This window comes from Streptomyces sp. NPDC051051 (assembly GCF_040682975.1).
GTDB lineage: Bacteria > Actinomycetota > Actinomycetes > Streptomycetales > Streptomycetaceae > Streptomyces.
The window spans coordinates 102,457-127,241 of record NZ_JBFBCB010000020.1 but is presented as its reverse complement, the minus strand read 5'-3'; the positions used below and the strand labels follow the sequence as shown (position 1 = coordinate 127,241).

The 24,785-nt window shown below is 73.2% G+C and carries 20 protein-coding genes and 1 rRNA gene; 17 read left to right on the top strand and 4 right to left on the bottom strand.

The annotated features are described in order from the left end of the window. From rrf to AB0N31_RS17540, 3 genes are all read left to right on the top strand, one after another. Positions 1-95: ribosomal RNA gene (gene rrf, locus AB0N31_RS17550) — 5S ribosomal RNA — on the top strand; the annotation flags it as partial. Between the two features lie 311 nt (positions 96-406). Further along, positions 407-1,525: a hypothetical protein gene (locus tag AB0N31_RS17545; RefSeq protein ID WP_366059263.1), complete on the top strand. Its 1,119-nt coding sequence runs from the start codon at positions 407-409 to the stop codon at positions 1,523-1,525. Continuing rightward, on the top strand, positions 1,417-2,160 hold the full coding sequence (locus AB0N31_RS17540; RefSeq protein ID WP_366059262.1) for a hypothetical protein: 744 nt from the start codon (positions 1,417-1,419) through the stop codon (positions 2,158-2,160). The genes AB0N31_RS17545 and AB0N31_RS17540 overlap by 109 nt, the downstream gene beginning before the upstream one ends. Before the next feature lie 70 nt (positions 2,161-2,230). Here AB0N31_RS17540 and AB0N31_RS17535 read toward each other — a convergent pair whose 3' ends face one another. After that, complete coding sequence (locus tag AB0N31_RS17535; protein ID WP_366059256.1) at positions 2,231-3,514, bottom strand: DUF1015 domain-containing protein; 1,284 nt, start codon at positions 3,512-3,514, stop codon at positions 2,231-2,233. Between the two features lie 71 nt (positions 3,515-3,585). Between AB0N31_RS17535 and AB0N31_RS17530 the strand changes: the two genes are divergently transcribed. From AB0N31_RS17530 to AB0N31_RS17515, 4 genes are all read left to right on the top strand, one after another. Next, a complete protein-coding gene (locus AB0N31_RS17530; protein WP_366059255.1) occupies positions 3,586-4,614 on the top strand; it encodes an HAD hydrolase-like protein in 1,029 nt (342 codons plus the stop codon). A gap of 135 nt (positions 4,615-4,749) precedes the next feature. After that, positions 4,750-5,793, top strand: a complete 1,044-nt coding sequence (locus tag AB0N31_RS17525) for an iron ABC transporter permease (protein WP_366059254.1) — start codon at positions 4,750-4,752, stop codon at positions 5,791-5,793. 116 nt (positions 5,794-5,909) lie between these two features. Then, positions 5,910-6,929 carry an iron chelate uptake ABC transporter family permease subunit gene (locus AB0N31_RS17520; protein WP_366059261.1) on the top strand — a complete coding sequence of 340 codons (1,020 nt, stop codon included), beginning with the start codon at positions 5,910-5,912 and terminating at the stop codon, positions 6,927-6,929. Further along, positions 6,926-7,795, top strand: a complete 870-nt coding sequence (locus AB0N31_RS17515) for an ABC transporter ATP-binding protein (RefSeq protein ID WP_366059253.1) — start codon at positions 6,926-6,928, stop codon at positions 7,793-7,795. The genes AB0N31_RS17520 and AB0N31_RS17515 overlap by 4 nt, the downstream gene beginning before the upstream one ends. A gap of 22 nt (positions 7,796-7,817) precedes the next feature. On the opposite strand, the gene AB0N31_RS17510 is transcribed toward AB0N31_RS17515, so the two are convergent. Next, complete coding sequence (locus AB0N31_RS17510; protein WP_366059252.1) at positions 7,818-8,165, bottom strand: sterol-binding protein; 348 nt, start codon at positions 8,163-8,165, stop codon at positions 7,818-7,820. A gap of 42 nt (positions 8,166-8,207) precedes the next feature. Here AB0N31_RS17510 and AB0N31_RS17505 point away from each other — a divergent pair, with 42 nt between their 5' ends. From AB0N31_RS17505 to AB0N31_RS17480, 6 genes are all read left to right on the top strand, one after another. Then, positions 8,208-8,504, top strand: coding sequence for a hypothetical protein (locus AB0N31_RS17505; protein ID WP_366059251.1), 297 nt, complete (start codon positions 8,208-8,210; stop codon positions 8,502-8,504). A 7-nt stretch (positions 8,505-8,511) separates the two neighbouring features. After that, positions 8,512-9,327: a TlyA family RNA methyltransferase gene (locus AB0N31_RS17500; protein ID WP_366059250.1), complete on the top strand. Its 816-nt coding sequence runs from the start codon at positions 8,512-8,514 to the stop codon at positions 9,325-9,327. Continuing rightward, positions 9,324-10,229 carry an NAD kinase gene (locus tag AB0N31_RS17495; RefSeq protein ID WP_366059249.1) on the top strand — a complete coding sequence of 302 codons (906 nt, stop codon included), beginning with the start codon at positions 9,324-9,326 and terminating at the stop codon, positions 10,227-10,229. Before AB0N31_RS17500 ends, AB0N31_RS17495 begins: the two co-directional genes overlap by 4 nt. A 101-nt stretch (positions 10,230-10,330) precedes the next feature. Beyond that, positions 10,331-12,049 carry a DNA repair protein RecN gene (gene recN / locus AB0N31_RS17490; protein ID WP_366059260.1) on the top strand — a complete coding sequence of 573 codons (1,719 nt, stop codon included), beginning with the start codon at positions 10,331-10,333 and terminating at the stop codon, positions 12,047-12,049. An 84-nt stretch (positions 12,050-12,133) separates the two neighbouring features. Beyond that, positions 12,134-12,946, top strand: coding sequence for a hypothetical protein (locus tag AB0N31_RS17485; protein WP_366059248.1), 813 nt, complete (start codon positions 12,134-12,136; stop codon positions 12,944-12,946). A 483-nt stretch (positions 12,947-13,429) separates the two neighbouring features. Next, positions 13,430-14,551 carry a glycosyltransferase family 4 protein gene (locus tag AB0N31_RS17480; RefSeq protein ID WP_366059247.1) on the top strand — a complete coding sequence of 374 codons (1,122 nt, stop codon included), beginning with the start codon at positions 13,430-13,432 and terminating at the stop codon, positions 14,549-14,551. Positions 14,552-14,595: 44 nt separating this feature from the next. On the opposite strand, the gene AB0N31_RS17475 is transcribed toward AB0N31_RS17480, so the two are convergent. Together AB0N31_RS17475 and AB0N31_RS17470 are read right to left on the bottom strand one after the other, a co-directional pair. Beyond that, positions 14,596-16,233 (bottom strand): PucR family transcriptional regulator, encoded by a 1,638-nt coding sequence (locus tag AB0N31_RS17475; protein WP_366059246.1) that lies wholly within the window; start codon positions 16,231-16,233, stop codon positions 14,596-14,598. Positions 16,234-16,319: 86 nt separating this feature from the next. Beyond that, the gene (locus tag AB0N31_RS17470) at positions 16,320-18,122 is read right to left on the bottom strand and encodes a glycoside hydrolase family 15 protein (protein ID WP_366059259.1); all 1,803 of its coding nucleotides are present in this window, start codon (positions 18,120-18,122) and stop codon (positions 16,320-16,322) included. A gap of 532 nt (positions 18,123-18,654) precedes the next feature. Between AB0N31_RS17470 and AB0N31_RS17465 the strand changes: the two genes are divergently transcribed. The 4 genes from AB0N31_RS17465 (at position 18,655) to ald (ending at position 24,574) form a co-directional block, all read left to right on the top strand. Then, positions 18,655-20,322, top strand: a complete 1,668-nt coding sequence (locus AB0N31_RS17465; RefSeq protein ID WP_366059245.1) for a CTP synthase — start codon at positions 18,655-18,657, stop codon at positions 20,320-20,322. Positions 20,323-20,455: 133 nt separating this feature from the next. After that, positions 20,456-21,082 (top strand): NUDIX hydrolase, encoded by a 627-nt coding sequence (locus AB0N31_RS17460; protein ID WP_366059244.1) that lies wholly within the window; start codon positions 20,456-20,458, stop codon positions 21,080-21,082. Between the two features lie 174 nt (positions 21,083-21,256). Then, on the top strand, positions 21,257-23,314 hold the full coding sequence (locus AB0N31_RS17455; protein WP_366059243.1) for a tetratricopeptide repeat protein: 2,058 nt from the start codon (positions 21,257-21,259) through the stop codon (positions 23,312-23,314). 135 nt (positions 23,315-23,449) lie between these two features. After that, complete coding sequence (gene ald / locus AB0N31_RS17450; protein ID WP_366059242.1) at positions 23,450-24,574, top strand: alanine dehydrogenase; 1,125 nt, start codon at positions 23,450-23,452, stop codon at positions 24,572-24,574. Positions 24,575-24,785 lie beyond the last annotated feature (211 nt).

The window sequence follows — 24,785 nt, the reverse complement described above, 5'->3', positions numbered from 1 at the left end:
AAACGCCCGGTCACATTCCGAACCCGGAAGCTAAGCCTCACAGCGCCGATGGTACTGCAGGGGGGACCCTGTGGGAGAGTAGGACGCCGCCGAACAATCTTTGGAAGGACCCCTGGTCCCAGCGTTCAGCTGGGACCAGGGGTCCTTTTGTTTTTCCAGGAAGCGCAGGGTACCCGGCTGCGCGAGAATGACTTGCGGTACCGAAGACAGGAGTCACCCATGTCCACCAACTCTCCCGACGATCGACCGGAGCGCGACCAGCGGCGACGGGACAGTGGGGACCGCGGAGACCGTGGCGAGCGCGGAGGCTTCCGCAGCGACCGCGGGGACCGCGGTGGCTTCCGTCGCGACAACGACCGCCCCGGCGCCGGCCGACGCGACGACAACCGCGGTGGTGGCACCAGCGGTGGCGGATACGGACGCCGTGACGACAACCATGGTGATCGCGGTGGCTTCCGTCGTGACGACAGGCGCGATGACCGTCGTGACGACAACCGTGGTGGTCACGGTGATCGTGACCGTGGTGGTTACGGGCGTCGAGACGATCGTCGTGACGACCGGCGTGAGGGCGATCGGGGTTCTCGTCCGGCGTTCCAGCGTGACGACCGGGACCGTGGCCCGCGTCGCGACGATCGTGGCGACCGCCCGGCCTTCCGTCGTGACGACCGCGGTGAGCGGCCTCCCTTCCGTCGTGACGACCGCGGTGACCGTCCCGCCTTCCGCCGTGACGACCGCCCCGGTGACCGACGCGACGACCGACGGGGCGACGACCGCGGAGGTTTCGTCCGCCGTGACGACAACCGCGGGGACCGCGGGGGCTTCCGTCGTGACGACCGTCGGGATGACCGTCGTGACGACAACCGTGGTGGTCACGGTGATCGTGACCGTGGTGGTTACGGGCGTCGAGACGATCGTCGTGACGACCGGCGTGAGGGCGATCGGGGTTCTCGTCCGGCGTTCCAGCGTGACGACCGGGACCGTGGCCCGCGTCGCGACGATCGTGGCGACCGCCCGGCCTTCCGTCGTGACGACCGCGGTGAGCGGCCTCCCTTCCGTCGTGACGACCGCGGTGAGCGGCCTCCCTTCCGTCGTGACGACCGCGATGACCGTCCCGCCTTCCGCCGTGACGACCGCCCCGGTGACCGACGCGACGACCGACGGGGCGACGACCGCGGAGGTTTCGTCCGCCGTGACGACAACCGCGGGGACCGCGGGGGCTTCCGTCGTGACGACAGGCGCGACGACAACCGTGGCGGCGAGCGCGGTGGCGACCGTGGCGGGTTCCGCGGCCGTGACGACCGTGGTGGTCGGCCCGGTGGCTTCCGGGGGCGCGACGACCGGGGCGGACGCGACGACCGGCGTGGTGGCGGCAGGTTCCGTGACGACCGGGACCGGGACCGCGAGCCGATCAAGCGACTGCCGATCCCCGAGGACGTCACCGGCGAGGAGATCGACAAGGACGTACGGCAGGAGCTGCAGAGCCTGCCCAAGGGGCTCGCCGAGGACGTCGCCAAGAACCTGGTGATGGTCGCGCGGCTCATCGACGAGGAGCCCGAGCGTGCCTACGGGTACTCGAAGGTGGCGCTGCGGCTGGCGTCACGCGTCGCCGCCGTGCGGGAGGCGGCCGGGTTCGCGGCGTACGCCACCCAGAAGTACAGCGAGGCGCTGGCCGAGTTCCGTGCCGCCCGGCGGATGACCGGGACCGTGGAACTGTGGCCCGTCATGGCCGACTGCGAGCGCGGGCTCGGACGGCCGGAGAAGGCGCTGGAGATGGCCGGCGCGCCCGAGGTGCACAAGCTCGACAAGGCCGGGCAGGTGGAGATGCGGCTCGTCGCGGCCGGTGCCCGACGTGACATGGACCAGCTGGACGCGGCCATCGTGACGCTCCAGAGCCCCGAGCTGGCCTCGAACTCCGTGCAGCCGTGGACCGCGCGGCTGCGGTACGCGTACGCCGACGCGCTGCTCGCCGCCGGCCGCCGGAGCGAGGCGCGCGAGTGGTTCGCGAAGGCCGTCGAGGCCGATCGGGACAGCAGCACCGACGCCTCGGACCGGCTGGCCGAACTGGACGGCGTGGAGTTCGTCGACGCGCTGGACGAGGACGGGGACGTCGTCGCCGAGGACGAGCGGCCGGTCGAGGGCAAGGCCGACGACCAGGACTGACGTGGGTGAGTGAAAGGGGCTCGGCTCCGGTGTCGTACCGGAGCCGAGCCCCTTTTTTCCGTTTTCCCGGTCAGAGGTCCAGTGCGCGCAGGACCAGGCCCGAGGCCGGTTTCGGGCCGAACGACGTCGACTTGCGGGGCATCATGACGCCCTGCCGGGCGAGATCGCGGACGACCTCCTCGCGGACCGGGTGCAGCAGCACGGCCGTACCGGCGTCGCGTTCCGCCTTCTCGACCGTCGCGGCGGTGTCGTGGATGTAGGCGATGCGGGCGGGGTCGTCCTCGGGGACGTGCCACACGTGCGCGAGGAGCGTGGCGTGCAGGACCGTCGCGTCGAGGGTGCGCCAGGCCCGGGGGCGGTCGGCGGGGACCGTGCGGGCGAGGAGGGCCGGGTCCGGGCGGTCCAGGAGGTGGAAGGCACCGTCGCCGGCCAGCAGGAAGGCGTTGCCCCCGGCGGTCGCGTCCGCGAGGGCGTCGAGGGCCCGGGGCAGGGGCGCCTCCAGACGCCGGACGCGGAACAGCCCCTCCACCGCGGCCAGGGCCTCGGCGACCGGCAGGCCGTGCAGGAGACGGTGGATGGCGCGGACGCGCAGGGGATAGCGGGCCGTGTCCACGAGGAGGACCAGGCCGTCGTCCCAGGGGCTGGGGGAGGCGTGCTCCGCGCGTAGACGCAGGTACGTCGCCCAGCGGTGGTGGCCGTCGGCGATCAGGGCCTGGTGGTGGGCGAGGCCGGCCTGGATGCGGGCCACCTCGGCGGGGTCGGTGATCGACCACAGACGGTGGCTGAAGCCGTCCTCCGTGGTCGTCGACAGGAGCGGGGGCCGGTCCGCGGTCCGCTCTACGGCCTCCGTCGCCGTGCCGTCGCCGCGATACGTCAGGAGCAGCGGTTCGAGGTTGGCCCGGGTGGCGCGCATCAGGGCCGCGCGGTCGGCGACGATGTGCGGCATCACGTCCTCGTGGGGGAGGACGACGCCGGCGGAGGGCCCGGAGACCCGCAGGGTGCCGATGAGGCCGCGCTGCAGCATGCCGTCGGCGTGCCGCTGCTCGTAGACGTACAGGGCGGGTACGGCGTCGGTCGTCAGGACGCCTTCGGCGAGCCAGCGGCGGAGGGTGTCCGCGGCCTGTTCGTTGCGGGCGCCGGCGGTGGTGGCCTGAGGGAGGATCAGACGGACGATGTTGTGCGGGTCCGCGTCCTGGAGGTGGTGCAGGCCGTCGGGGCGGACCACGACGTCGTACGGCGGGGAGGTGACGGCGGCGAGACTGCCGACCCGGTCGGGGTCGTAGCGCAGGCCTCGGAACGGGGTGAGTTCCAGGCCTCGGGGCGCCGTCGCTTCCGAGTGACCTGCTGAGTTCATCCCGGCATCGTACGTCTGTCGGTGGCATGCGGGATGATCGGGGAAAGCGATCGAACGAGGAGCGATGTGGAATGAGCCGGAGCGTCAGGACGAGGCCCGAGGGCAGTGGGCAGGCCCTGAGCGAGGCGTACGACACGGCGCTGCTCGACCTGGACGGGGTGGTGTACGCGGGCGGGAACGCGATCGTGCACGCCGTCGAGTCGCTGGCCGCCGCGCGCGGTGGCGGAATGCGGCTGGCGTACGTCACCAACAACGCGCTGCGCACGCCCGACGCCGTGGCGGACCACCTCACCGAGCTGGGCATACCCACCGGAGCGGACGACGTCATCACCTCGGCGCAGGCGGTCGCCCGGCTGATCAGTGAACAGGTGCCGGCGGGGGCGCGGGTCCTGGTGATCGGCGGGGAGGGCCTGCGGGTCGCGCTGCGCGAGCGCGGGCTCGAACCCGTCGAATCGGCGGAGGACGACCCGGCGGCCGTGGTGCAGGGGTTCGGCGGGCCCGACCTGCCGTGGGGGCGGTTCGCCGAGGCGTCGTACGCCGTCGCGCGTGGCGTGCCGTGGTTCGCGTCCAACACCGACCTGACGATTCCGAGCGGGCGGGGCATCGCGCCGGGCAACGGCGCGGCGGTGGAGGTCGTGCGGATCGCGACCGGGGCCGAGCCGCAGGTCGCGGGCAAGCCGTTGCCCCCCATGCACCGCGAGACGATCCTGCGGACCGGCGCCGAGCGGCCGTTGGTGGTCGGAGACCGGCTGGACACCGACATCGAGGGCGCGTTCAACGGCGAGGTCGACTCGCTGCTCGTGCTGACCGGGGTGACCGACGGCGCGCAGCTCCTCGCGGCGCCGCCGCAGCACCGGCCGACGTACGTGGACGCCGATCTGCGCGGCCTGCTGACCGGGCAGCCGGGGGTCGCCGAGGCGGGGAGCGGCTTCCGGTGCGGGGGATGGGCCGCGTCGGCCGGGGCGGAGAGGCTCGAACTCGACGGTGAGGGGGCAGTCCTGGACGGGCTGCGGGCGCTGTGCGCGGCGGCCTGGACCGCGGCGGGCGACGGCTCGTGCGGGCTGGACGGGGGGAAGGCGCTCGCCCGGCTGGGGTTGTGAACCCGGTGGCGCGCCCGCTGCGGTGACCCGTGCGGTGATGCGTGCGGTGAGGCGGATCGGTCGCGGCCGTTGCCTTCGGGCGGCGACCGCGACCAATCAGCGGGGAGAAATGGCAGGGTAGGCTAACCTAACTGCGTGTTGGTCGACAGTGTTCCCGAAGAGCGCGTGGAGAGTGCCCCCGCGCCCCCAACCCGCCGGGCTCTACGGTCCCTTGGGCTGCTCGTGTCCGTCGCCGTCCTGCTGCTGGTGGTCGTGGCGAGCATCGCCGTCGGCGCCAAGGAGCTGTCCCTCGAACAGGTGTGGCACGGGCTGTTCCAGGACACGGGGACGTACGGCGACGTCGTCGTGGGGGAGCGGGTCTCGCGGACCGTGCTCGGACTGCTGGTCGGCGCCGCGCTGGGACTGTCCGGAACGGTCCTCCAGGCCCTGACCCGCAATCCGCTGGCCGACCCCGGACTGCTCGGCATCAACGCGGGCGCCTCGGCCGCGGTGGTCACCGCCATCACCTTCCTCGGCGTGACCAGCGTCAGCGGCTACGTGTGGTTCGCCTTCTTCGGTGCGGCGGCCGTCGGCGCGCTGGTCTGGTTCCTGGGCGGCAGCCGGGGCGCCACGCCCGTGCGGCTCGCGCTCGCCGGCACCGCCCTCAGCGCCGCGCTCTTCGGGTACGTCCAGGCCGTGATGATCATGGACAAGGCGGCGCTCGCCCGGATGCGCTTCTGGACGGTCGGCTCGCTGACCTCGGCGACGAACGACACGATCTGGCGGGTGCTGCCCTTCCTGGCGGTCGGCACGCTCCTCGCGTTCGCGCTCGCCCGGCCGCTGAACGCCATGGCCATGGGCGACGACACCGCCAAGGCCCTCGGCGCCCACCTCAACCGCACCCGGGCACTGTCCATGCTCGCCGCCACCGTGCTGTGCGGAGCCGCGACCGCCGCCTGCGGGCCGATCGTGTTCGTCGGACTGATGGTCCCGCACGTGGTGCGCTCCTTCACCGGGCCCGACCTGCGCTGGATCATGCCGTACGCGGCGGTCCTGTCGCCCGTGCTGCTGCTGGGCTCCGACGTGATCGGCCGGGTCGTCGCCCGCCCCTCGGAGGTCCAGGTGGGCATCATCACCGCGCTCATCGGCGGCCCGGTCTTCATCCATCTCGTACGACGGCGGAGGACGGCCCAGCTGTGAAGACCGCACCCCAGTCCGAGCCGGAGCGGACCACGAAAGCCAAGGAAGCAACAGAAGCAACGAAGGCCGCGAAGGCCACGGAGGCCGGACGCCGGAAGGCCGGCACCGTCCGAGCCCTGCGAACCCCCGGCGGGCTCTCCGTCCGGGTGCACCCGCGTGTCCTGATCGTCGTGCTCGTGCTGGCGCTGGCCGCCTTCGCCGCGAGCGTGGTGCTCATCGGCACCGGTGACTTCCCCATCTCCACCGGCGACGTACTGAAGACACTCGCCGGCAACGGCACCGAGGGCCAGGAGTTCATCGTCAACGAACTGCGGCTGCCGCGGGTCGTCGTGGGACTGCTGGTGGGCGCCGCGCTGGGGCTGGGAGGCGCCGTGTTCCAGGCCGTCTCCCGCAACCCGCTGGGCAGTCCGGACGTCCTCGGGCTCGGGCAGGGGGCGACGGCCGGCGCGCTCGTGGTGATCGTGCTGATGTCCGGCTCCGCCGACCAGGTCGCCGTCGGCGCCCTCGTCGGCGGGCTGGTCACGGGTGCCGCCATCTACCTGCTCGCCTGGAAACGGGGCGTGCACGGCTACCGGCTGGTCCTCGTCGGCATCGGTGTGTCGGCGATCGCGACCGCGGTCAACGGCTATCTGATCACCAAGGCCGACCTGGTCGACGCGGCCCGCGCGGTCGTGTGGATGACCGGATCGCTCGACGGCCGGGACTGGAAGCAGGTCTGGCCGCTGCTCGCGCTGTGCTGCGGGCTCGTCCCGCTCGTCCTCGCCAACGCACGCGGGCTGCGCATGATGGAGATGGGCGACGACGTCTCCCACGCCCTCGGAGTGCGCGTGGAGCGGGTACGGCTGCTGCTCATGGTGTGCGCCGTCCTCCTCACCGCCTCCGCCACCGCCGCCGCGGGCCCCGTGGCCTTCGTGGCGCTCACCGCGCCCCAGCTCGCCCGGCGCCTGACCCGCTCACCCGGACCGAACCTGGTGCCCGCCCTGTTCATGGGCGCCGCCCTCCTGGTCACCGCCGACTGGGCGGCGCAGCGGCTGTTCGGTGACGGACAGCTGCCCGTGGGCGTGGTCACCGGCGTGCTCGGCGGCGTCTACCTGTTGTGGCTGCTGGTCACCGAGCGCCGGGCGGGCCGGATATGAACAGCGCCACCACCCGTGCCGGCCGCGGGCCGAACAACCGAAGGAGCACCGTGAACCGCCTGTCCGCCGAGAACGTCACCCTCGCCTACGACCAGCGGGTCATCGCCGAGCAGCTGTCGGTGGAGATCCCCGACCACTCGTTCACCGTGATCGTCGGTCCCAACGCCTGCGGCAAGTCGACGCTCCTGCGCGCGCTGTCGCGGATGCTCAGGCCGAGCGAGGGCCGGGTGCTCCTCGACGGGCAGGTCATCCAGTCGATGCCCGCCAAGAAGGTCGCCAGGACGCTCGGACTGCTGCCGCAGTCCTCGATCGCGCCCGACGGCATCACGGTCGCCGACCTGGTGGGCCGCGGCCGCTACCCGCACCAGGGCATCCTGCGCCAGTGGTCGGCCGAGGACGAGCGGGTCGTCCAGGAGTCCATGGCCCGGACCGGGGTCGCCGAACTCGCCGAGCGGTACGTCGACGAGCTGTCCGGCGGTCAGCGCCAGCGGGTGTGGATCGCGATGGCCCTCGCCCAGCAGACCCCGCTGCTGCTGCTCGACGAGCCGACCACCTACCTCGACATCCAGCACCAGATCGACGTCCTCGACCTGTGCGCCGAACTCCACGAGGAGCAGGGCCGCACCCTGGTCGCCGTCCTGCACGACCTCAACCACGCCGCCCGGTACGCCACCCACCTCATCGCGCTGAAGGGCGGCACGGTGATCGCGCAGGGCGCGCCCGGCGACGTCGTCACGGCGCCCCTGGTCGAGGAGGTCTTCGGGCTGCGCTGCCAGGTCATCGACGACCCGGAGACGGGAACGCCGCTGGTGGTGCTGGCCGCGCGCAAGGCACGCGCACGCGTGCCGGTGACGGAAGCCTCCTGACGGTCACGGGGGCCGCCCGAGGTCACAGCAGCTTTCTGAGCACGAACAGATCCCTGAGGCTCGCCTCCAGCCGCACCCGGCCCGAACCCCACGCCTTCGCGAAGTTCAGTTCTCCGTCGACCAGCGCGACCAGGTCGTCGCCGGCCATCCGCAGCCTGATCCCGGCCCTCTCCGGAGGCGGGCCCTGCACGGTGTCCCGCACGACGATCCGGCCGTCCGCCATCCGGCCGACGAACGTCACGTCCAGGTCGGTGATCCAGCAGCTCACCGACCGGTCGAGGGCGGCGGCCGCGCGGGCGTCCCCCTCGGCGCGGCCCATGCTCTGCGAGAACTTCTCGAGTGCGGCGCGGCACTCCTCGATCGTGGCCATCGCGCTCGACGGTACCCCAGCGGTTCGCGGTAGCGTCGGGGCATGAGCGACACAGTTCCGGAGCCGGCGGCCACGCCTCAGGAGCAGGGGCAGAGGCGGGAGCAGGAGCCCGGGTACGCCCCCTCCGCTCCCGCCCCGCTCCAGGTGCCCCGCACCCCCACCGGCGACGCCGAGGTGGACGCCCACCTGGACCGGCTGGCCGACGCCGACCCCCTCGCCACGGACGGACACCTCGGGGTGTACGAGGATGTACACCGGGGGCTGCGCGACGCGCTCACCGCGCTCGACGCCCGCCCGGGACCTCCGGGGCCCCCGTCAACGCACGGCAGTAGGAGCTGAACCGAACGTGGCAGGAGTCGCACGTCGTCGTCTGGACGCGGAGCTGGTACGCCGCAAGCTCGCGCGGTCGCGTGAGCACGCCGGCCAGCTGATCGCCGCGGGGCGGGTCTCGGTCGGGAAGACCGTCGCCACCAAACCAGCCACACAGGTGGAGACGGCGGCGGCGATCGTCGTCTCCGCCGACGACAGCGACCCCGACTACGTGTCGCGGGGCGGGCACAAACTCGCCGGCGCCCTGGAGGCGTTCGTGCCGCAGGGCCTCCTGGTCGAGGGGCGGCGGGCGCTGGACGCCGGCGCGTCCACCGGCGGCTTCACCGATGTGCTGCTGCGGGCGGGGGCCGCGCACGTCGTCGCGGTCGACGTCGGCTACGGGCAACTCGCCTGGTCTCTCCGAAGCGATGAACGCGTCACCGTCAAGGACCGTACGAACGTACGCGAGTTGACGCTCGAAGCGATCGATGGGGAGCCAGTGGATCTTGTCGTGGGGGACTTGTCCTTCATCCCGCTCGGGCTGGTGCTGCCGGCCCTGGCGCGGTGCACCGCGCCGGACGCGGACCTGGTGATGATGGTCAAGCCACAGTTCGAGGTGGGTAAGGAACGGCTGGGCAGCGGGGGCGTCGTGCGCAGCCCCCAGCTGCGGGCCGAGGCGGTGCGGGGCGTGGCACGCAAGGCGTGGGAGCTGGGCCTCGGCGTGAAGGGGGTCACCGCCAGTCCGCTGCCCGGGCCCTCCGGCAACGTCGAGTATTTTCTGTGGCTCCGGGCCGGGGCGCCCGCTCCGGACCCGGCCGATGTCGACCGTGCAGTTGCGGAGGGGCCGCGTTGACCCAGAACCGAGCTCGTACTGTTTTCCTGCTGGCCCACACCGGGCGGCCCGCCGCGATCCGCAGCGCGGAACTGGTGGTGAAGGGGCTGCTGCGCGAGGGCATCGGGGTGCGCGTCCTGGAGTACGAGGCCGCCGACCTGCCCCTGCCGGACGAGGTGGAGCTGGTCTGCGAGGCCACCCCGCAGTGCCTGGAGGGCTGCGAGCTGCTCATCGTCCTCGGCGGTGACGGGACGCTGCTGCGCGGCGCGGAGTTCGCGCGGGCGTCCGGGGTGCCGATGCTCGGCGTGAACCTCGGCAGCGTCGGCTTCCTGGCGGAGGCCGAGCGGGACGACCTCGACAAGGTCGTCGACCGGGTGGTCACGAAGTCGTACGAGGTCGAGGAGCGGATGACCGTCGACGTCGTCGTGCACCGCAACGGGGACATCGTGCACACCGACTGGGCGCTGAACGAGGCGGCCGTGCAGAAGGCCGGCGCGGAGAAGCTGCTCGAGGTGGTGCTGGAGATCGACGGGCGGCCGGTCACCGGGTTCGGCTGCGACGGGATCGTGCTGTCGACGCCGACCGGCTCCACCGCCTACGCCTTCTCGGCCGGCGGACCCGTGGTGTGGCCCGAGGTCGAGGCGTTGCTGATGGTGCCGATCAGCGCCCACGCCCTGTTCGCCAAGCCGCTGGTGACCTCGCCGAACTCGGTGCTCGCGGTGGAGCTGCTGCCGCACATTCCCCCGGGCGTCCTGTGGTGCGACGGGCGGCGTACCTTCGAGCTGCCGCCGGGGGCCCGGGTCGAGGTGCGGCGCGGAGCCGTGCCGGTGCGCCTGGCCCGCCTGCACCACGCGTCCTTCACGGACCGGCTGGTGGCGAAGTTCGCGCTGCCCGTCTCGGGGTGGCGCGGGGCCCGGCACTAGTTCGGCACGGCGTCGGGGGAGGGACGTCCGCTCGCCCGGTTGACGGGGCGCCTCGCACTTCCCGCCCCCGACCTCGTAAGGTCGTGTCCGTGTTGGAGGAGATGCGGATACGGTCGCTCGGAGTCATCGACGACGCGGTCGTCGAGCTGTCGCCAGGCTTCACCGCGGTCACGGGTGAGACGGGCGCGGGCAAGACCATGGTCGTCACCAGCCTCGGGCTGCTGCTGGGCGGGCGCGCCGACGCCGCGCTCGTGCGGCTCGGCGCCGAAAAAGCGGTCGTGGAGGGGCGGATCACCGTGCCCCCGGGCGCTCCGGTGGCCATGCGGGCCGAGGAGGCCGGGGCCGAGCTCGACGACGGGGCACTGCTGATCAGCCGTAGCGTGTCCGCCGAGGGGCGGTCGCGGGCGCATGTCGGCGGGCGGAGTGTGCCCGTCGGGGTGCTCGCCGAACTCGCGGACGAGCTGGTGGCCGTGCACGGACAGACCGACCAGCAGGGGCTGCTGAAGCTGTCCCGGCAGCGGCAGGCGCTCGACCGGTACGCCGGTGACGCCGTCGCCGTGCCGCTCGCCAAGTACACGGAGGCCTACCGGCGGCTGCGGGCCGTCTCCGGCCGGCTCGACGAGATCACCACGCGCGCGCGTGAACGGGCCCAGGAGGCCGACATGCTGCGCTACGGCCTCGACGAGATCGCCGGCGTCGAGCCGCGCGCGGGCGAGGACGCGGAACTGGCGGAGGAGGCGGAGCGGCTCGGCCACGCCGAGGCGCTGTCCTCGGCCGCCACGGCCGCCCACGGCGCCCTCGCGGGCAATCCCGAGGATCCCGAGGGCATCGACGCGACCACGCTCGTCGCGGGCGCCCAGCGGGCCCTGGAGGCCGTACGGTCGCACGATCCGGCGCTGGCCGCGCTCGCCGACCGCATCGGGGAGATCGGGATCCTGCTGGGCGACGTGGCGGGGGAGCTGGCGGGCTACGCCGACGACCTCGACGCCGATCCGCTGCGGCTGGCGGCCGTCGAGGAGCGGCGGGCCGCGCTGACCGCGCTGACCCGGAAGTACGGCGAGGACGTCGACGCGGTCCTCGACTGGGCCGAGCGCGGTGCCGCTCGGCTCGGCGAACTGGACGGCGACGACGAGCGGATCGGCGAGCTGACCGCCGAGCGCGACGCGCTGCGGGCCGAACTGGGCGGCCTGGCACAGGCCCTGACCGACGCGCGGACGGAGACCGCCGAGCGGTTCGCCGCCGCCGTGACCGCCGAGCTGGCCTCGCTGGCGATGCCGCACGCGCGCGTGTCGTTCGACATCCGGCAGACCGAGGACCCCGAGGGCGTGGAGGTCGACGGCCGTCCCGTCGCCTACGGGCCGTCCGGCGCCGACGAGGTGGAGCTGCTGCTCGCCCCGCATCCGGGGGCGCCGCCGCGGCCCATCGCCAAGGGCGCGTCCGGTGGTGAGCTGTCCCGCGTGATGCTGGCCGTCGAGGTCGTGTTCGCGGGGACGGACCCCGTGCCGACGTACCTCTTCGACGAGGTCGACGCGGGCGTGGGCGGCAAGGCGGCGGTGGAGATCGGGCGGCGCCTGGCGCGGCTCGCGAGGACCGCGCAGGTCGTCGTCGTCACCCACCTGCCGCAGGTGGCGGCCTTCGCCGACCGGCAGTTGCTGGTCGAGAAGACCAACGACGGGTCCGTGACCCGGTCCGGCGTCAAGGTGCTGGAGGGCGAGGAGCGGATCCGGGAGCTGTCCCGGATGCTCGCCGGCCAGGAGGACTCGGAGACGGCACGCGCGCACGCGGAGGAACTGCTGGAGACGGCCCGCGCGGACGCATAGCGCCTCGGGCGGAGGGCGGGACGGCGGCCCACGGGCCGGTCCCGCCCTTCGGCCTTTCCGGATCGGCTTGCCTAGGGTGGCCCGATGACCACACGAAGGAGCAGGCGGGCCGCGTTCGCGGTGGCGGCCGGTCTCACGCGCGCGGGAGCGGCCGCCCTGCGCGAGGCGGCGCCCGGCGGGCCGGCGCGCTGGGAACGGACGAACTTCGCCGGACGGACCGTGGAGCTGTACGCCGGTCCGGCGGCCGTCCTCGCGGCGGCGCTCGGGGCGGCACGGGTGCGTCCGGCCGCGGCCGGGGCCGTCCTGGCCGCCGGGGTCTGCGGGGCGTACGACGATCTCGTGGGCGCCGGTGATCCGCGGCGCGGCTTCCGGGCGCACCTGGGGGCACTGCGGCGGGGAGAGGTCACCAGCGGGACCGTCAAGCTGGGCGGGATCGGCGCGGCGGGGCTGCTGGCCGGGGCCCTGCTGAAGGAGCGGCCCCTGGACAAGGCGCTCGCGGGGGTCGTGATCGCCGGGGCGGCGCACTTCGTCAACCTCGTGGACGTGCGGCCCGGACGAGCCGCCGGCGCCGTGCTCGCGCTGGGCGTGCCGGGGCTGCTGCGGGCCGGTCCCGCCGGGGAACTGGCCGCGATGGCGACGGGGGTCGCGGCGGCCGTGCTCCCGGACGACCTGGGGGAGCGCGCGATGCTGGGTGACACCGGGGCGCACGCGCTGGGCGCGCTCCTGGGCGCGGCGGTCGCGGTGGGCAGCGGACGCGCGGGACTCGTGGCGCACGCGGCTGCGGTGGTGGGCGCGGCGGTGTACGGGGAGCGGGTCAGCGGGACGGCCCGGATCGGGATCGGCGGGACGGCGCGGATCGGGCGGCGGGCGGCAGTGCGAGGGCGCACGCCGGTGTGAGTGGGAAGGCGTGCGCCGGTGTGCAGAGAGGCGTGCGTGGGCGTGGCCGGCCGTGTCCGCGGAGGCCCGGCGGGAGGCGCCGGCCGACGCGTCCCCGCGGACGAGGCGGCCGGATCTCCCGTCGACGCGTCGTCAGGGCCCTTCGGCGCCCGGGGGTTCGACCGCGCGCCGACCGGTCCCCACGCGCGGCCCCCCCGGTGCGCACCGCGCCCTCCGGGGGTGCCGCCGCCCCGTAACAGGACCTCACCAAGTCGCGGCAACCGGCTCATCCGTCGAACGGAACTCCGCCCTCCTTCACTCGTGCGGGTGATGCGCGGGGGCGTGTTGCCGGGGCCGCGGGTGCTCGGCGGCACGGAACACCCGTGCGCCCTGGCATCCTTGGGCGGAGGACGTGGAGGAGCGCGAGCGGTCCACCCCCGCGCCCGCGTCCCTTCTGTACGTTCCTTCGTGATCGACCGATGCCGAACCAGGAGCCCCGGCCACGTGAGCAGCCACGCACCGCACGGCCGGTCGCCGCTGCGCACCGTGCAGGTGCTGGGCGGGGGCAACGCCTGCAGCAGCGCCCATGTGCGCTCCCTGGCCGCGGGGCTCGTCGCGCGGGGCGTGCGGGTGACGGTGTGCGCCCCCGCCGAGTCCGATCACCTTCACGACTTCACGGGCGCCGGAGCCGACCACGTGCCCGTGCCCCGCAGCAGCGATCCCGCGTCCGTGGCGGCGCTGCGGGCGGCGTGCACGGACGCCGACCTCGTCCACGCGCACGGACTGCACGCCTCCTTCCGGGCCGTGCTCGCGCTCAGCGGGCGGCGCACCCCGCTCGTGGTCACCTGGCACAACAGGGCGTACGCCGAGGGAGCCCGCGCCCATCTGCTGCGCCTGCTGGAGCGGCGGGTCGCCAGGGCGGCCGCCGTGGTGCTCGGCACCACCTCCGACCTGGTGGACCGGGCGCGCCGCACCGGCGCCCGGGACGCCCGGCTCGCCGCGGTCGGGCTTCCCGGACCCCGCGGGAGCGAGGAGGACCCGGAACGGCCGCGGGCCAAGGTGCGGGCCGAACTCGGCGCGACCGGACGCCCGTTGCTGATGGCCGTCGGTTCCCTCGACCGCTTCCGCGGTCACGACGTCCTGCTCGACGCCGCGCGCGTATGGGGCCGGCTGGACCCCGTGCCGCTGGTCGTGGTCGCGGGGGAGGGACCGCTGCGGGCCGAACTCCAGCACCGTATCGAGGACGAGGAACTGCCCGTCCGGCTCCTCGGGCGGCGGGACGACGTGGGCGAACTGCTGGCCGCCGCCGACCTCGCCCTGCTGCCCGGTGCCGGGGAGTCGCGTTCGGTCCTGGCGCAGGAGGCCCTCCACGCGCGCGTGCCGCTCGTCGCGGCGCTGACCGGCGGAGTGCGCGAACTCGTCGGCGAAGCCGCCGAATTCGTCCCGCCCGGTGACGCGGAAGCCTTCGCCGACGCCGTCGTACGCCTGCTCGCCGCACCCGAACACCGCGAGCGGCTCCGGGAGTCGGGCACCCGGCAGGCGGCCACCTGGCCGAGCGAGGACGACACCGTCGCCCAGGTCCTCAGCGTCTACGACGAGTTGACGCGGCCGCTGCCGATGATCTGACGCGCACCCGTGATCCCGCTCCGTGGCACCCGCCCGGCGGCGGCTCAGGGCACCAGCCGCCGGGCCCGCAGCGCCAGGCTCAACGCCAGCACCGTCTGCGGGTCGTCGAGGTCGGTGCCCAGCAACTCGCCGATGCGCGCGAGCCGGTTGTACAGCGTCTGCCGGTTGAGGTGCAGCTCGCGGGCCGTCTCCGCCTTGCGGCCCGCGTGCGCCAGATAGGTCTCCAGGGTGGGCAGCAGGGGTGGCCTGGAGCGCTGGTCGTGGTCGCGGACCGGGCCGATCGCGCGGTCCACGAAGGCCGCCAGGCCGGGATGGCCGCGCAGCCGCCACAGCAGCAGGTCGATGTCGAGGCGGCGGGCGTCGTACCAGGACCGGTCCGGCAGGCCCTGCGCCGCCGTCGCCGTCTCCGCCGCGTGCCCGAGGCCCGCCGAGGCCGCCGCCCAGCCGCCCGCGACGCCGACCACCACGACCGGCGGCTGAGCGCCCGGCCGCTGGATCCCGGCCCGTTCCACCCCGGCGCGCAGCGCCGCCGCGACCCGGTCCGCGACCGCCGGCCGCTCCGACTCCGAGCGCAGGCCCAGCAGCAGCGGCACGCGGCCCTCCACCGGCCGCACGCCCAGCAGGACCGGCACCCCCACCGACGCCAGCTCCTCCGCCACCGCCCGCGCCAGCACCGCCCAGCCGCCACCCGGGGACAGCGTGGCGCCCAGGCGCATCACGACCGGCAGCAGCGGACCGTCACCGGGCTTGAAACCGAGGACACGAGCCTGCGCCGGAGCGTCCTCCGCCGCGATGCGCCCCTCGGCGAGGTCGGTCAGGAAGTCGCCGCGGCCGCGCGCCGCCAGCTCCTCCTCCTGCCGCGCCTGCATCAGCACCACGGCCAGGATCCCGGCGGCCCGCTCGGCGGCGATCCGGTGCACCGGAGCGAGCGCGGCGCGCACCGGCAGCAGCACCAGCCGGGCCCGCACCGCATCCGCCCCCGGCCCGCCGCCGGGGACGTCCACCAGCACCGAACCGGCGGGCGCGTCCTTGTGGGGGCCGCGCAGCCCCTCCCACACCTGGAGCGGATCCGCCCCCTCAGGACCGGCCCCGGCGGCGTACAGCAGCTGTCCGTCGGTGGTCTCAAGGAACACCGGGTTGCCGCTGAAGTCGGCCAGGATGCCGAGCACTTGGGGGATCCCCCCGCCGCCCAGCAGCGCCTGGGTGCAGCGGCGGTGCACCTCCTCGGCCTGCTGGAGCAGCGCGTAGTGACCGTTGACGATCTCGGTGTGGATCTCCTCGGTGACCGCGACGAACGGCACCTCGCGGTGCAGCTGCACCAGTGGCAGGCCGGTCGTGCGGGCCGTCTCCACCAGCGCCGCGGGCAGCCGGGCGAACCGTGGGCCCAGCTCGACCACCAGGGCCGCGATGCCCCGCTCGGCCAGGGTGCGCACGAACGCCCGCTGCTCCGCCGGGCGGGTGCCGAGGCCGTAACCGGTGGTGAGCAGCAGCTCGCCGCCCTTGAGCAGGGAGGCGATGTTCGGGACCTCCCCGGCGTGCACCCAGCGCACCGTGCGGCCCAGCCGCTCCGCGCCCGCCAGGATCTCGGGCAGCCCGCTGCGCAGACCGGGCAGCTCCAGCGCCCGCTGCACGGTGATGCCGGCGCCCCGGCTGTCGAATCGGTGGTCCGCGTGGCTGTCCATGGAGCGGACGCTACCCGCGGACCCCGTCCGGCCACATCTCCCGCCCGGTCACCGGAACGCTCCGCGGCCGGGCGGGACACGCGGGCTCAGCCGCCGTACGCCCCCGAGGCCGTCAGGCGCAGGGCCGTGTCGATCAGGGGGACGTGGCTGAAGGCCTGGGGGAAGTTGCCCACCTGGCGCTGCAGGCGCGGGTCCCACTCCTCGGCGAGCAGTCCCAGGTCGTTGCGCAGGGACAGGAGCTTCTCGAACAGCTTGCGGGCCTCGTCCACGCGGCCGATCATCGCCAGGTCGTCCGCCATCCAGAACGAGCAGGCGAGGAAGGCGCCCTCGTCGCCGGGGAGGCCGTCGACGCCCTCGCTCTCGCCCTCGGTCGGGTAGCGCAGGATGAAGCCGTCCTCCGTGGACAGCTCGCGCTGGATCGCCTCGATGGTGCCGATCACGCGCTTGTCGTCCGGGGGCAGGAAGCCCATCTGCGGGATCAGCAGCAGCGACGCGTCCAGCTCCTTCGAGCCGTAGGACTGCGTGAAGGTGTTGCGCTCCTTGTCGTAACCCTTCTCGCACACGTCCCGGTGGATGTCGTCGCGCAGCTCGCGCCAGCGCTCCAGCGGGCCGTCCGCGTCACCGGACTCGATCAGCTTGATCGTGCGGTCCACGGCCACCCAGGCCATCACCTTGGAGTGCACGAAGTGGCGGCGCGGGCCGCGCACCTCCCAGATGCCCTCGTCCGGTTCCTGCCAGTGCTTCTCCAGGTAGCGGATCAGCTTCAGCTGGAGCAGCGAGGCGTAGTCGTTGCGGGCCAGCCCGGTCATGTGGCCGAGATGCAGCGCCTCGGTGACCTCGCCGTACACGTCCAGCTGGAGCTGGTGCGCCGCGCCGTTGCCGACCCGGACCGGGGCGGAGCCCTCGTAGCCGGGCAGCCAGTCCAGCTCCGCCTCGCCCAGCTCGCGCTCGCCGGCGATGCCGTACATGATCTGGAGGTTCTCCGGGTCGCCCGCGACCGCGCGCAGCAGCCATTCGCGCCAGGCGCGGGCCTCCTCGCGGTAGCCGGTGCGCAGCAGCGAGGACAGGGTGATGGCCGCGTCGCGCAGCCAGGTGTAGCGGTAGTCCCAGTTGCGGACTCCGCCGATGTCCTCGGGCAGGGAGGTGGTGGGGGCCGCCACGATGCCGCCGGTGGGGGCGTACGTCAGCGCCTTCAGCGTGATCAGTGAACGGATCACCGCCTCGCGGTAGGGCCCGTGGTACGTACAGTGCTCGACCCACTCGCGCCAGAAGTCCTCCGTGGCCTGGAGCGACTGCTCCGGCTCCGGCAGCGCGGGCGGCTCCTTGTGAGAGGGCTCCCACGAGATGGTGAACGCGATCCGGTCACCGGGGGCGACCGTGAAGTCGGAGTACGTCGTCAGCGACTTGCCGTAGGTCTCGGCCTCCGTGTCGAACCACACCGAGTCGGGACCGGCGACGGCGACCGTGCGGCCCTCGTGCTTGTGCACCCACGGCACGACGCGGCCGTAGGAGAAGCGCATCCGCAGGGTCGAGCGCATGGGGACGCGGCCCGAGACGCCCTCGACGATCCGGATGAGCTGCGGGGCGCCGTCGCGCGGGGGCATGAAATCGGTCACCCGGACCGTGCCGCGCGGGGTGTCCCACTCGGACTCCAGGATCAGCGAGTCGCCCCGGTAACCGCGCCGGGCCGCTCGCGGCGGTTCGGCGTCGGAGGCGTGCGCCGGGCCGAGCCGCCAGAAGCCGTGCTCCTCGGTGCCCAGCAGCCCGGCGAAGATCGCGTGGGAGTCGAAGCGGGGCAGGCAGAGCCAGTCCACCGTCCCGTCGCGGCAGACCAGTGCGGCGGTCTGCATGTCTCCGATGAGTGCGTAGTCTTCGATGCGCCCGGCCACGTGCAACTCCAGTCGAACGGCCACGTAGCCCCCATCAGGCGGGGGCAGTCGCTTGGTGCGGTCAAGGGAAAATTTGTCATGCGTCGTTGAGCGGTGAAGCAAAGCAGTCGCTCCGCCGTGTTGGCAAAAGGCCAATTCTTGCTCAACGAACTGACGAGCTCTCATTGTTCCGGTGGGTACGGGCTGGGGTGTGCCGTCTTGCCGGCCGGGCTCGGCAGCGAGTGTCCGAGCAGGATACGACGCACGTAGATGATCTGTGTGCCGCTCCGGACAACGCGGGTGGGCCGAACGGGTGAGCAGTGGGTGAGGACCCGGTGCGCCGGTACCCCGGGGTGCCGGACCGTGTGCGGAGCGTGGCCGGAAGCCATCCCCTCGAGGCGCTGATACCCTGGTAGCCCGTGGACCGGTGGGCACGAAACCCCCGAACCGCAGCGACGGCACCCCCGGAGATCTCCGGCACGAACCGCCGGCGAAAGCCTCCGGGAGCCGCACCGCACCCCCAGATCGCGACCACGGGAGCCCCCTCTTGGCCATGCCGCCCGCTGCTTTCCGAAACAGCTCCGCCACGACGACCAAGCACATCTTCGTCACCGGGGGTGTCGCCTCCTCCCTCGGAAAGGGGCTGACCGCCTCCAGCCTCGGCATGCTGCTCAAGGCGCGGGGCCTGCGCGTCGTGATGCAGAAGCTCGACCCGTATCTCAACGTCGACCCCGGCACGATGAACCCCTTCCAGCACGGTGAGGTGTTCGTCACCAACGACGGCGCCGAGACCGACCTGGACATCGGCCACTACGAGCGCTTCCTCGACCGCGACCTCGACGGCTCCGCCAACGTCACCACCGGCCAGGTCTACTCGACCGTGATCGCCAAGGAGCGCCGCGGCGAGTACCTGGGCGACACCGTGCAGGTCATCCCGCACATCACCAACGAGATCAAGCACCGCATCCGCCGGATGGCGACGGACGAGGTGGACGTGGTGATCACGGAGGTCGGCGGCACGGTCGGCGACATCGAGTCGCTGCCGTTCCTGGAGACCGTCCGCCAGGTCCGCCACGAGGTCGGCCGGGACAACGTCTTCGTCGTGCACATCTCGCTCCTGCCCTACATCGGTCCCTCGGGCGAGCTGAAGACCAAGCCCACCCAGCACTCCGTGGCCGCCCTGCGCAACATCGGTATCCAGCCGGACGCGATCGTGCTGCGCTGCGACCGCGAGGTCCCCACCGCGATCAAGCGGAAGATCTCGCTGATGTGCGACGTCGACGAGGCCGCCGTGGTCGCCTGCCCCGACGCCAAGTCGATCTACGACATCCCCAAGACCGTGCACGGCGAGGGCCTGGACGCCTACGTCGTCCGCAAGCTGGACCTGCCGTTCCGGGACGTGGACTGGACGACCTGGGACGACCTGCTCGACCGCGTCCACCACCCCGACCACGAGATCACCCTCGCCCTGGTCGGCAAGTACATCGACCTGCCCGACGCCTACCTCTCGGTCACCGAGGCGCTGCGCGCCGGCGGCTTCGCCAACAAGGCCCGCGTGAAGATCAAGTGGGTCACCTCGGACGACTGCAAGACCCCGGCGGGTGCCAAGGCGCAGCTCGCCGACGTGGACGGCATCTGCATCCCCGGCGGCTTCGGCGACCGCGGCGTGCTCGGCAAGGTCGGCGCGATCCGCTACGCCCGCGAGAACAGGATCCCGCTGCTCGGCCTGTGCCTGGGCCTGCAGTGCATCGTGATCGAGGCGGCGCGCAACCTGCTCGACATCTCCGACGCCAACTCCACCGAGTTCGACCCGGCCACCGCCCACCCGGTCATCTCCACGATGGCCGAGCAGCTCGACATCGTCGCCGGTGAGGGCGACATGGGCGGCACCATGCGACTGGGCATGTACCCGGCGAAGCTGGCCGAGGGCTCGATCGTGCGCGAGGTCTACGACGGCAAGGAGTACGTCGAGGAGCGGCACCGGCACCGCTACGAGGTCAACAACGCCTACCGCGCGGAGCTGGAGAAGAAGGCGGGCATCCTCTTCTCCGGCACCTCGCCGGACGGCAAGCTCGTCGAGTACGTGGAGTACCCCCGCGACGTCCACCCGTACCTGGTCGCCACGCAGGCCCACCCGGAGCTGCGCTCGCGGCCGACCCGTCCGCACCCGCTGTTCGCCGGGCTGGTGAAGGCCGCGGTCGAGCGGAAGACCTCGAAGTAACACACCAGTTGTACGGTGGCCGGGGTGCATCCCTTCAAAGGTGAGCACCCCGGCCGCTTTTTCCGGTTTCCCGGTTCGCTACGGCCGGTTCTCCGGTGGCCGGATTCCTTTTGTACGTGTGGAAGGACAGGGCATGACGATCAAGGACACCGCGCAGGCGTGGGAGATCCGCGCGACGGAGACCCCCTTCGTGGGCAAGAAGACCTCCGTCCGCACGGACGAGGTGGTCATGCCCGACGGCTCCGCCGTCCACCGTGACTACCAGGTCCACCCCGGCTCCGTGGCCGTCCTCGCCCTCGACGACGAGGACCGCGTCCTGCTGATCAAGCAGTACCGCCACCCCGTGCGGCAGAAGCTGTGGGAGATCCCGGCAGGCCTGCTCGACGTGCCCGGCGAGAACCCGCTGCACGCCGCCCAGCGGGAGCTGTACGAGGAGGCCCACGTCAAGGCCGAGGACTGGCGGGTGCTGACCGACGTCTACACCACTCCCGGCGGCTGCGACGAGGCGGTGCGCATCTTCCTGGCCCGCGGTCTGTCCGAGGCCGACGGGGAGCGCTTCGTGGTCGAGGACGAGGAGGCCGACATGGAGCACGCGCGGGTGCCGGTCGACGAACTCGTGCGGGGGGTGCTCGCCGGCGAGCTGCACAACAACTGCCTCGTCGTGGGTGTCCTGTCGCTGGTCGCCGCGCGCGGCGGCGAGGGGCTCGACGCGCTGCGCCCGGCGCAGGCGCCGTGGCCGGCCCGCCCCTTCGAGGCGTGACCCCGTCCCGCGCCCTCCCGCCGGCCCCCTGCGGTGTGACGATCTGCTGATCCGATCGGGGGACGTCACCGCCGCGCTCCTCACGGAACGTCGCAGAGCGTGAACTAGGCTCGGGAATCGCCCGATCCGGAGTTCCGGCGGGCTCGCGCGTGCGGTGGGACGGGAGTGTGGCCCGTGACGGATCAGGCAGTGGACACAGGCGGCGTGCAGCTGTCCGGACACGCTGCGACGGAGGGCCATTTCCTGGGCCGTACCCGGGAGTTGAAGGAACTGCGCGCCGACATCGAACGCGCGGGGCTGGACACCCTCTCCGGGAAGAAGGTCCCCCGCGCGCGCGTGCTCCTCATCGCCGGAGGGCCCGGCTCCGGCCGTACCGCGCTGGCCGAGGAGTTCGTCCGGCAGGTCGCCGGACGCTACCGGGACGGCGTGCTGCGCGTCCGGCTCGGCGAACCCGACGGCACCCCCGTGCCCGTCGAGCGGGCCGCCCGCGACCTGCTCACCGCGCTCGGCCGGCCGGTCCCGCCGGGCGCCGGCGAGGACGACCTTTCGGCCACCCTGCGCGAGGCCCTCGCCGAGCGGCGCGCGCTCCTCCTGCTCGACGACGCGGCCGGCGCCGACCAGGTCGACGCCCTCCTTCCGGACACCCCCGAGTGCCTGGTCGTGGCCGTCTCGGCGGGCCCGCTCACCGGGATCTCCGACGTGCGGCCCTGCACCCTGGGCGGCCTCGACACCAAGTCCGCCCTCGAACTGCTCACCCGCCGCACCGGCTCGGTCCGCGTCACCGTCGACCCGCGCGCCGCCGAGGGACTCGTCGAGGCCTGCCAGGGGCACCCCGCGGCGCTGATCCTGGCGGGCGGCTGGCTCGCCGCGCGCCCCAAGTCGGCGATCGCCGACCTCGCCAAGCAACTGCACGCCGCGGGCGACGACGGGACCCCCCTCAGCCGGATCTTCCGGCTCGTGCACGCCACCCTGCCCCCGGCCGCCGCCCGGATACTGCGACTGCTCTGCCTCGCCCCGGCCGGCCTGGCCGACCCGCACACCGCCTCCGCGCTCGCCGGCTGCTCGATCGGCGTCGCGCGCACCACCCTGGACGACCTCGTCGCCCTGGGCCTGCTGCGTGCCCTGCCGTCGCCGGTGCCGCAGTACGAGGTCCCCGGCTGCCTCCAGCCCCTGCTGCTGGCGGCCGCCGAGACCCACGAGCGTCCGGCCGAGCTCCAGCTGGCCCGCGCCCGCATGCTGGAGCGGACGGTACGGCTGCTCCAGTCCTGCCGGGCGGTCACCGAGACGGACAACCCGCAGGCCCGGGAGAAGCTCCAGGGCATGCCCCGCGCCCTGCGTTTCGCCACCCCGCGCGCGGCCGCCGACTGGCTGCGCGCCCGCCGGCCGGCACTGCTCGCCTCCGCGCGGCTCGCGGTCGCCGACGGCGAGCTGGACACCCTGGCCAGACGTCTGATGTCCCAGCTGGTCAGGGCGATGGTCGCGCACCTCGGCACCCGGGGGGCCGCGCCCGACCTGTACGGCGTCCACCAGCTCGTCCTGGACGTGGCCGAGCGCCGCGACCTGCCCCGCGAGAAGGCCGCCGCCCTGCTGAACCTGGCCGACGTGGACGCCCGCACCGGGCGCACGGCGGAGGCCCTGGTGCGCTACCGGGCCGCGCTGGACGCCGGACGGGAGGCGAACGACCCGTACGCGACCGGCCGCGCGATGGAATCCGTAGGCGGCGCGCACCTGGAGCTGGGGGACTACGACCGGGCCGCCGACTGGTTCGGCCGGGCCCTCGCCCAGCGGCTGGCCCGCGACGAGCGCGCGGACGCCGCCCGGCTGTACGGCCGTATCGCCACCGCCCACACCTACGCCGGACGGTACGGCGAGGCGCAGCGGGGCTGGCGGGCCGCGGCCGCCGGGCACCGCAAGGCCGGCGATGTGGCCGCGTCCGCACGGGCGTTGAGCGAGCTGGCCCGGGTCCAGGAGTACGCGGGCCGGCCGGAGGAGTCGCTGCGCACCTGCCAGGAGGCCGCCGAGTGGGCCCGGCGCGCCGACGACACCCGGCTGCAGGCCGCCCTCCAGCTCCGGCTGGCCGACACCCTGGAGCACCTCGGCGACCCCGCGGCCGCCCTCCTGCACCGCGCCGCGGCCGAGCGCATCCTGGGAGATGAGCCCGGAGACCGTGATCCGGAGCCGGAACACGGCGATAACGCCTGCGAAATCCGCAGTACATCCACTGAAGATTGATGCAATGGAAGGCTAGACAGCGGGAACACCTTCATTAGACTGGCTCTGCCGCACGTTCTCCTGCGGTGCATCCCGGTGCGTCCGCTACCTCCGGGTATGTGTTGCTGTTTCCCCACACCCTCTGAGCCAAGGACCGTGATCGACGTGAAGGTCGGCATCCCCCGCGAGGTCAAGAACAACGAGTTCCGGGTGGCCATCACCCCCGCCGGCGTGCACGAGCTGGTGCGCAACGGCCACCAGGTCGTCATCGAGCGCAACGCCGGCGTCGGATCGTCGATCACGGACGACGAGTACGTCGCCGCCGGCGCGCGGATCCTGGACACCGCCGACGAGGTGTGGGCCACGGCCGACCTGCTGCTCAAGGTCAAGGAGCCCGTCGCCGAGGAGTACCACCGTCTCCGCAAGGACCAGACCCTCTTCACCTACCTGCACCTGGCCGCCTCCAAGGAGTGCACCGACGCCCTCGTCGCGTCCGGCACCACCGCGATCGCCTACGAGACCGTCGAGCTGCCGAACCGCGCGCTGCCGCTGCTCGCCCCGATGTCCGAGGTCGCGGGCCGGCTGGCCCCGCAGGTCGGCGCCTACCACCTGATGCGGGCCAACGGCGGCCGCGGCGTCCTGCCCGGCGGCGTCCCCGGCGTCACCCCGGCCAAGGCCGTCGTCATCGGCGGCGGGGTGTCGGGCTGGAACGCCACCCAGATCGCCGTCGGCATGGGCTTCGACGTGACCCTGCTGGACCGCGACATCAACAAGCTGCGCGAGGCCGACAAGATCTTCGGCACCAGGGTCAAGGCCGTCATGTCCAACTCCTTCGAGCTGGAGAAGGCCGTCCTCGACGCCGACCTCGTCATCGGCGCCGTGCTGATCCCGGGCGCCAAGGCCCCGAAGCTGGTCACCAACGAGCTGGTGTCCCGGATGAAGCCCGGCAGTGTTCTTGTCGACATCGCGATCGACCAGGGCGGCTGCTTCGAGGACTCCCGTCCCACCACCCACGCCGAGCCGACCTTCCCGGTGCACGACTCGGTCTTCTACTGCGTCGCGAACATGCCGGGCGCGGTGCCCAACACCTCCACCAACGCCCTCACCAACGCCACGCTGCCGTACATCGTCTCGCTCGCCAACAACGGCTGGGTCGAGGCGCTGCGCCGCGACCCCGCGCTGGCCAAGGGTCTCAACACCCACGACGGCCAGGTCGTTTACCGCGAGGTCGCCGAGGCGCACGGCCTGGCACACGTGGAGCTCGACACGCTCCTCGGCTGACACGCCCGGGCAAGTCACCTTTCCGTAAAGGCGATACGTCAACAGGACGAGCCAATCGCGCACATCCGGCCGGACCTTGCCCGACAAGGTCCGGCCGGATGTGTGTATGGTCACTTTGCGGCTCTCGGTCAACTCGCCTCGAACGTGACCCTTCGACCGATTCGTACACCGGTGAAACCTGCTGTGCGACGGCCGTACGCCCTTGACAGCG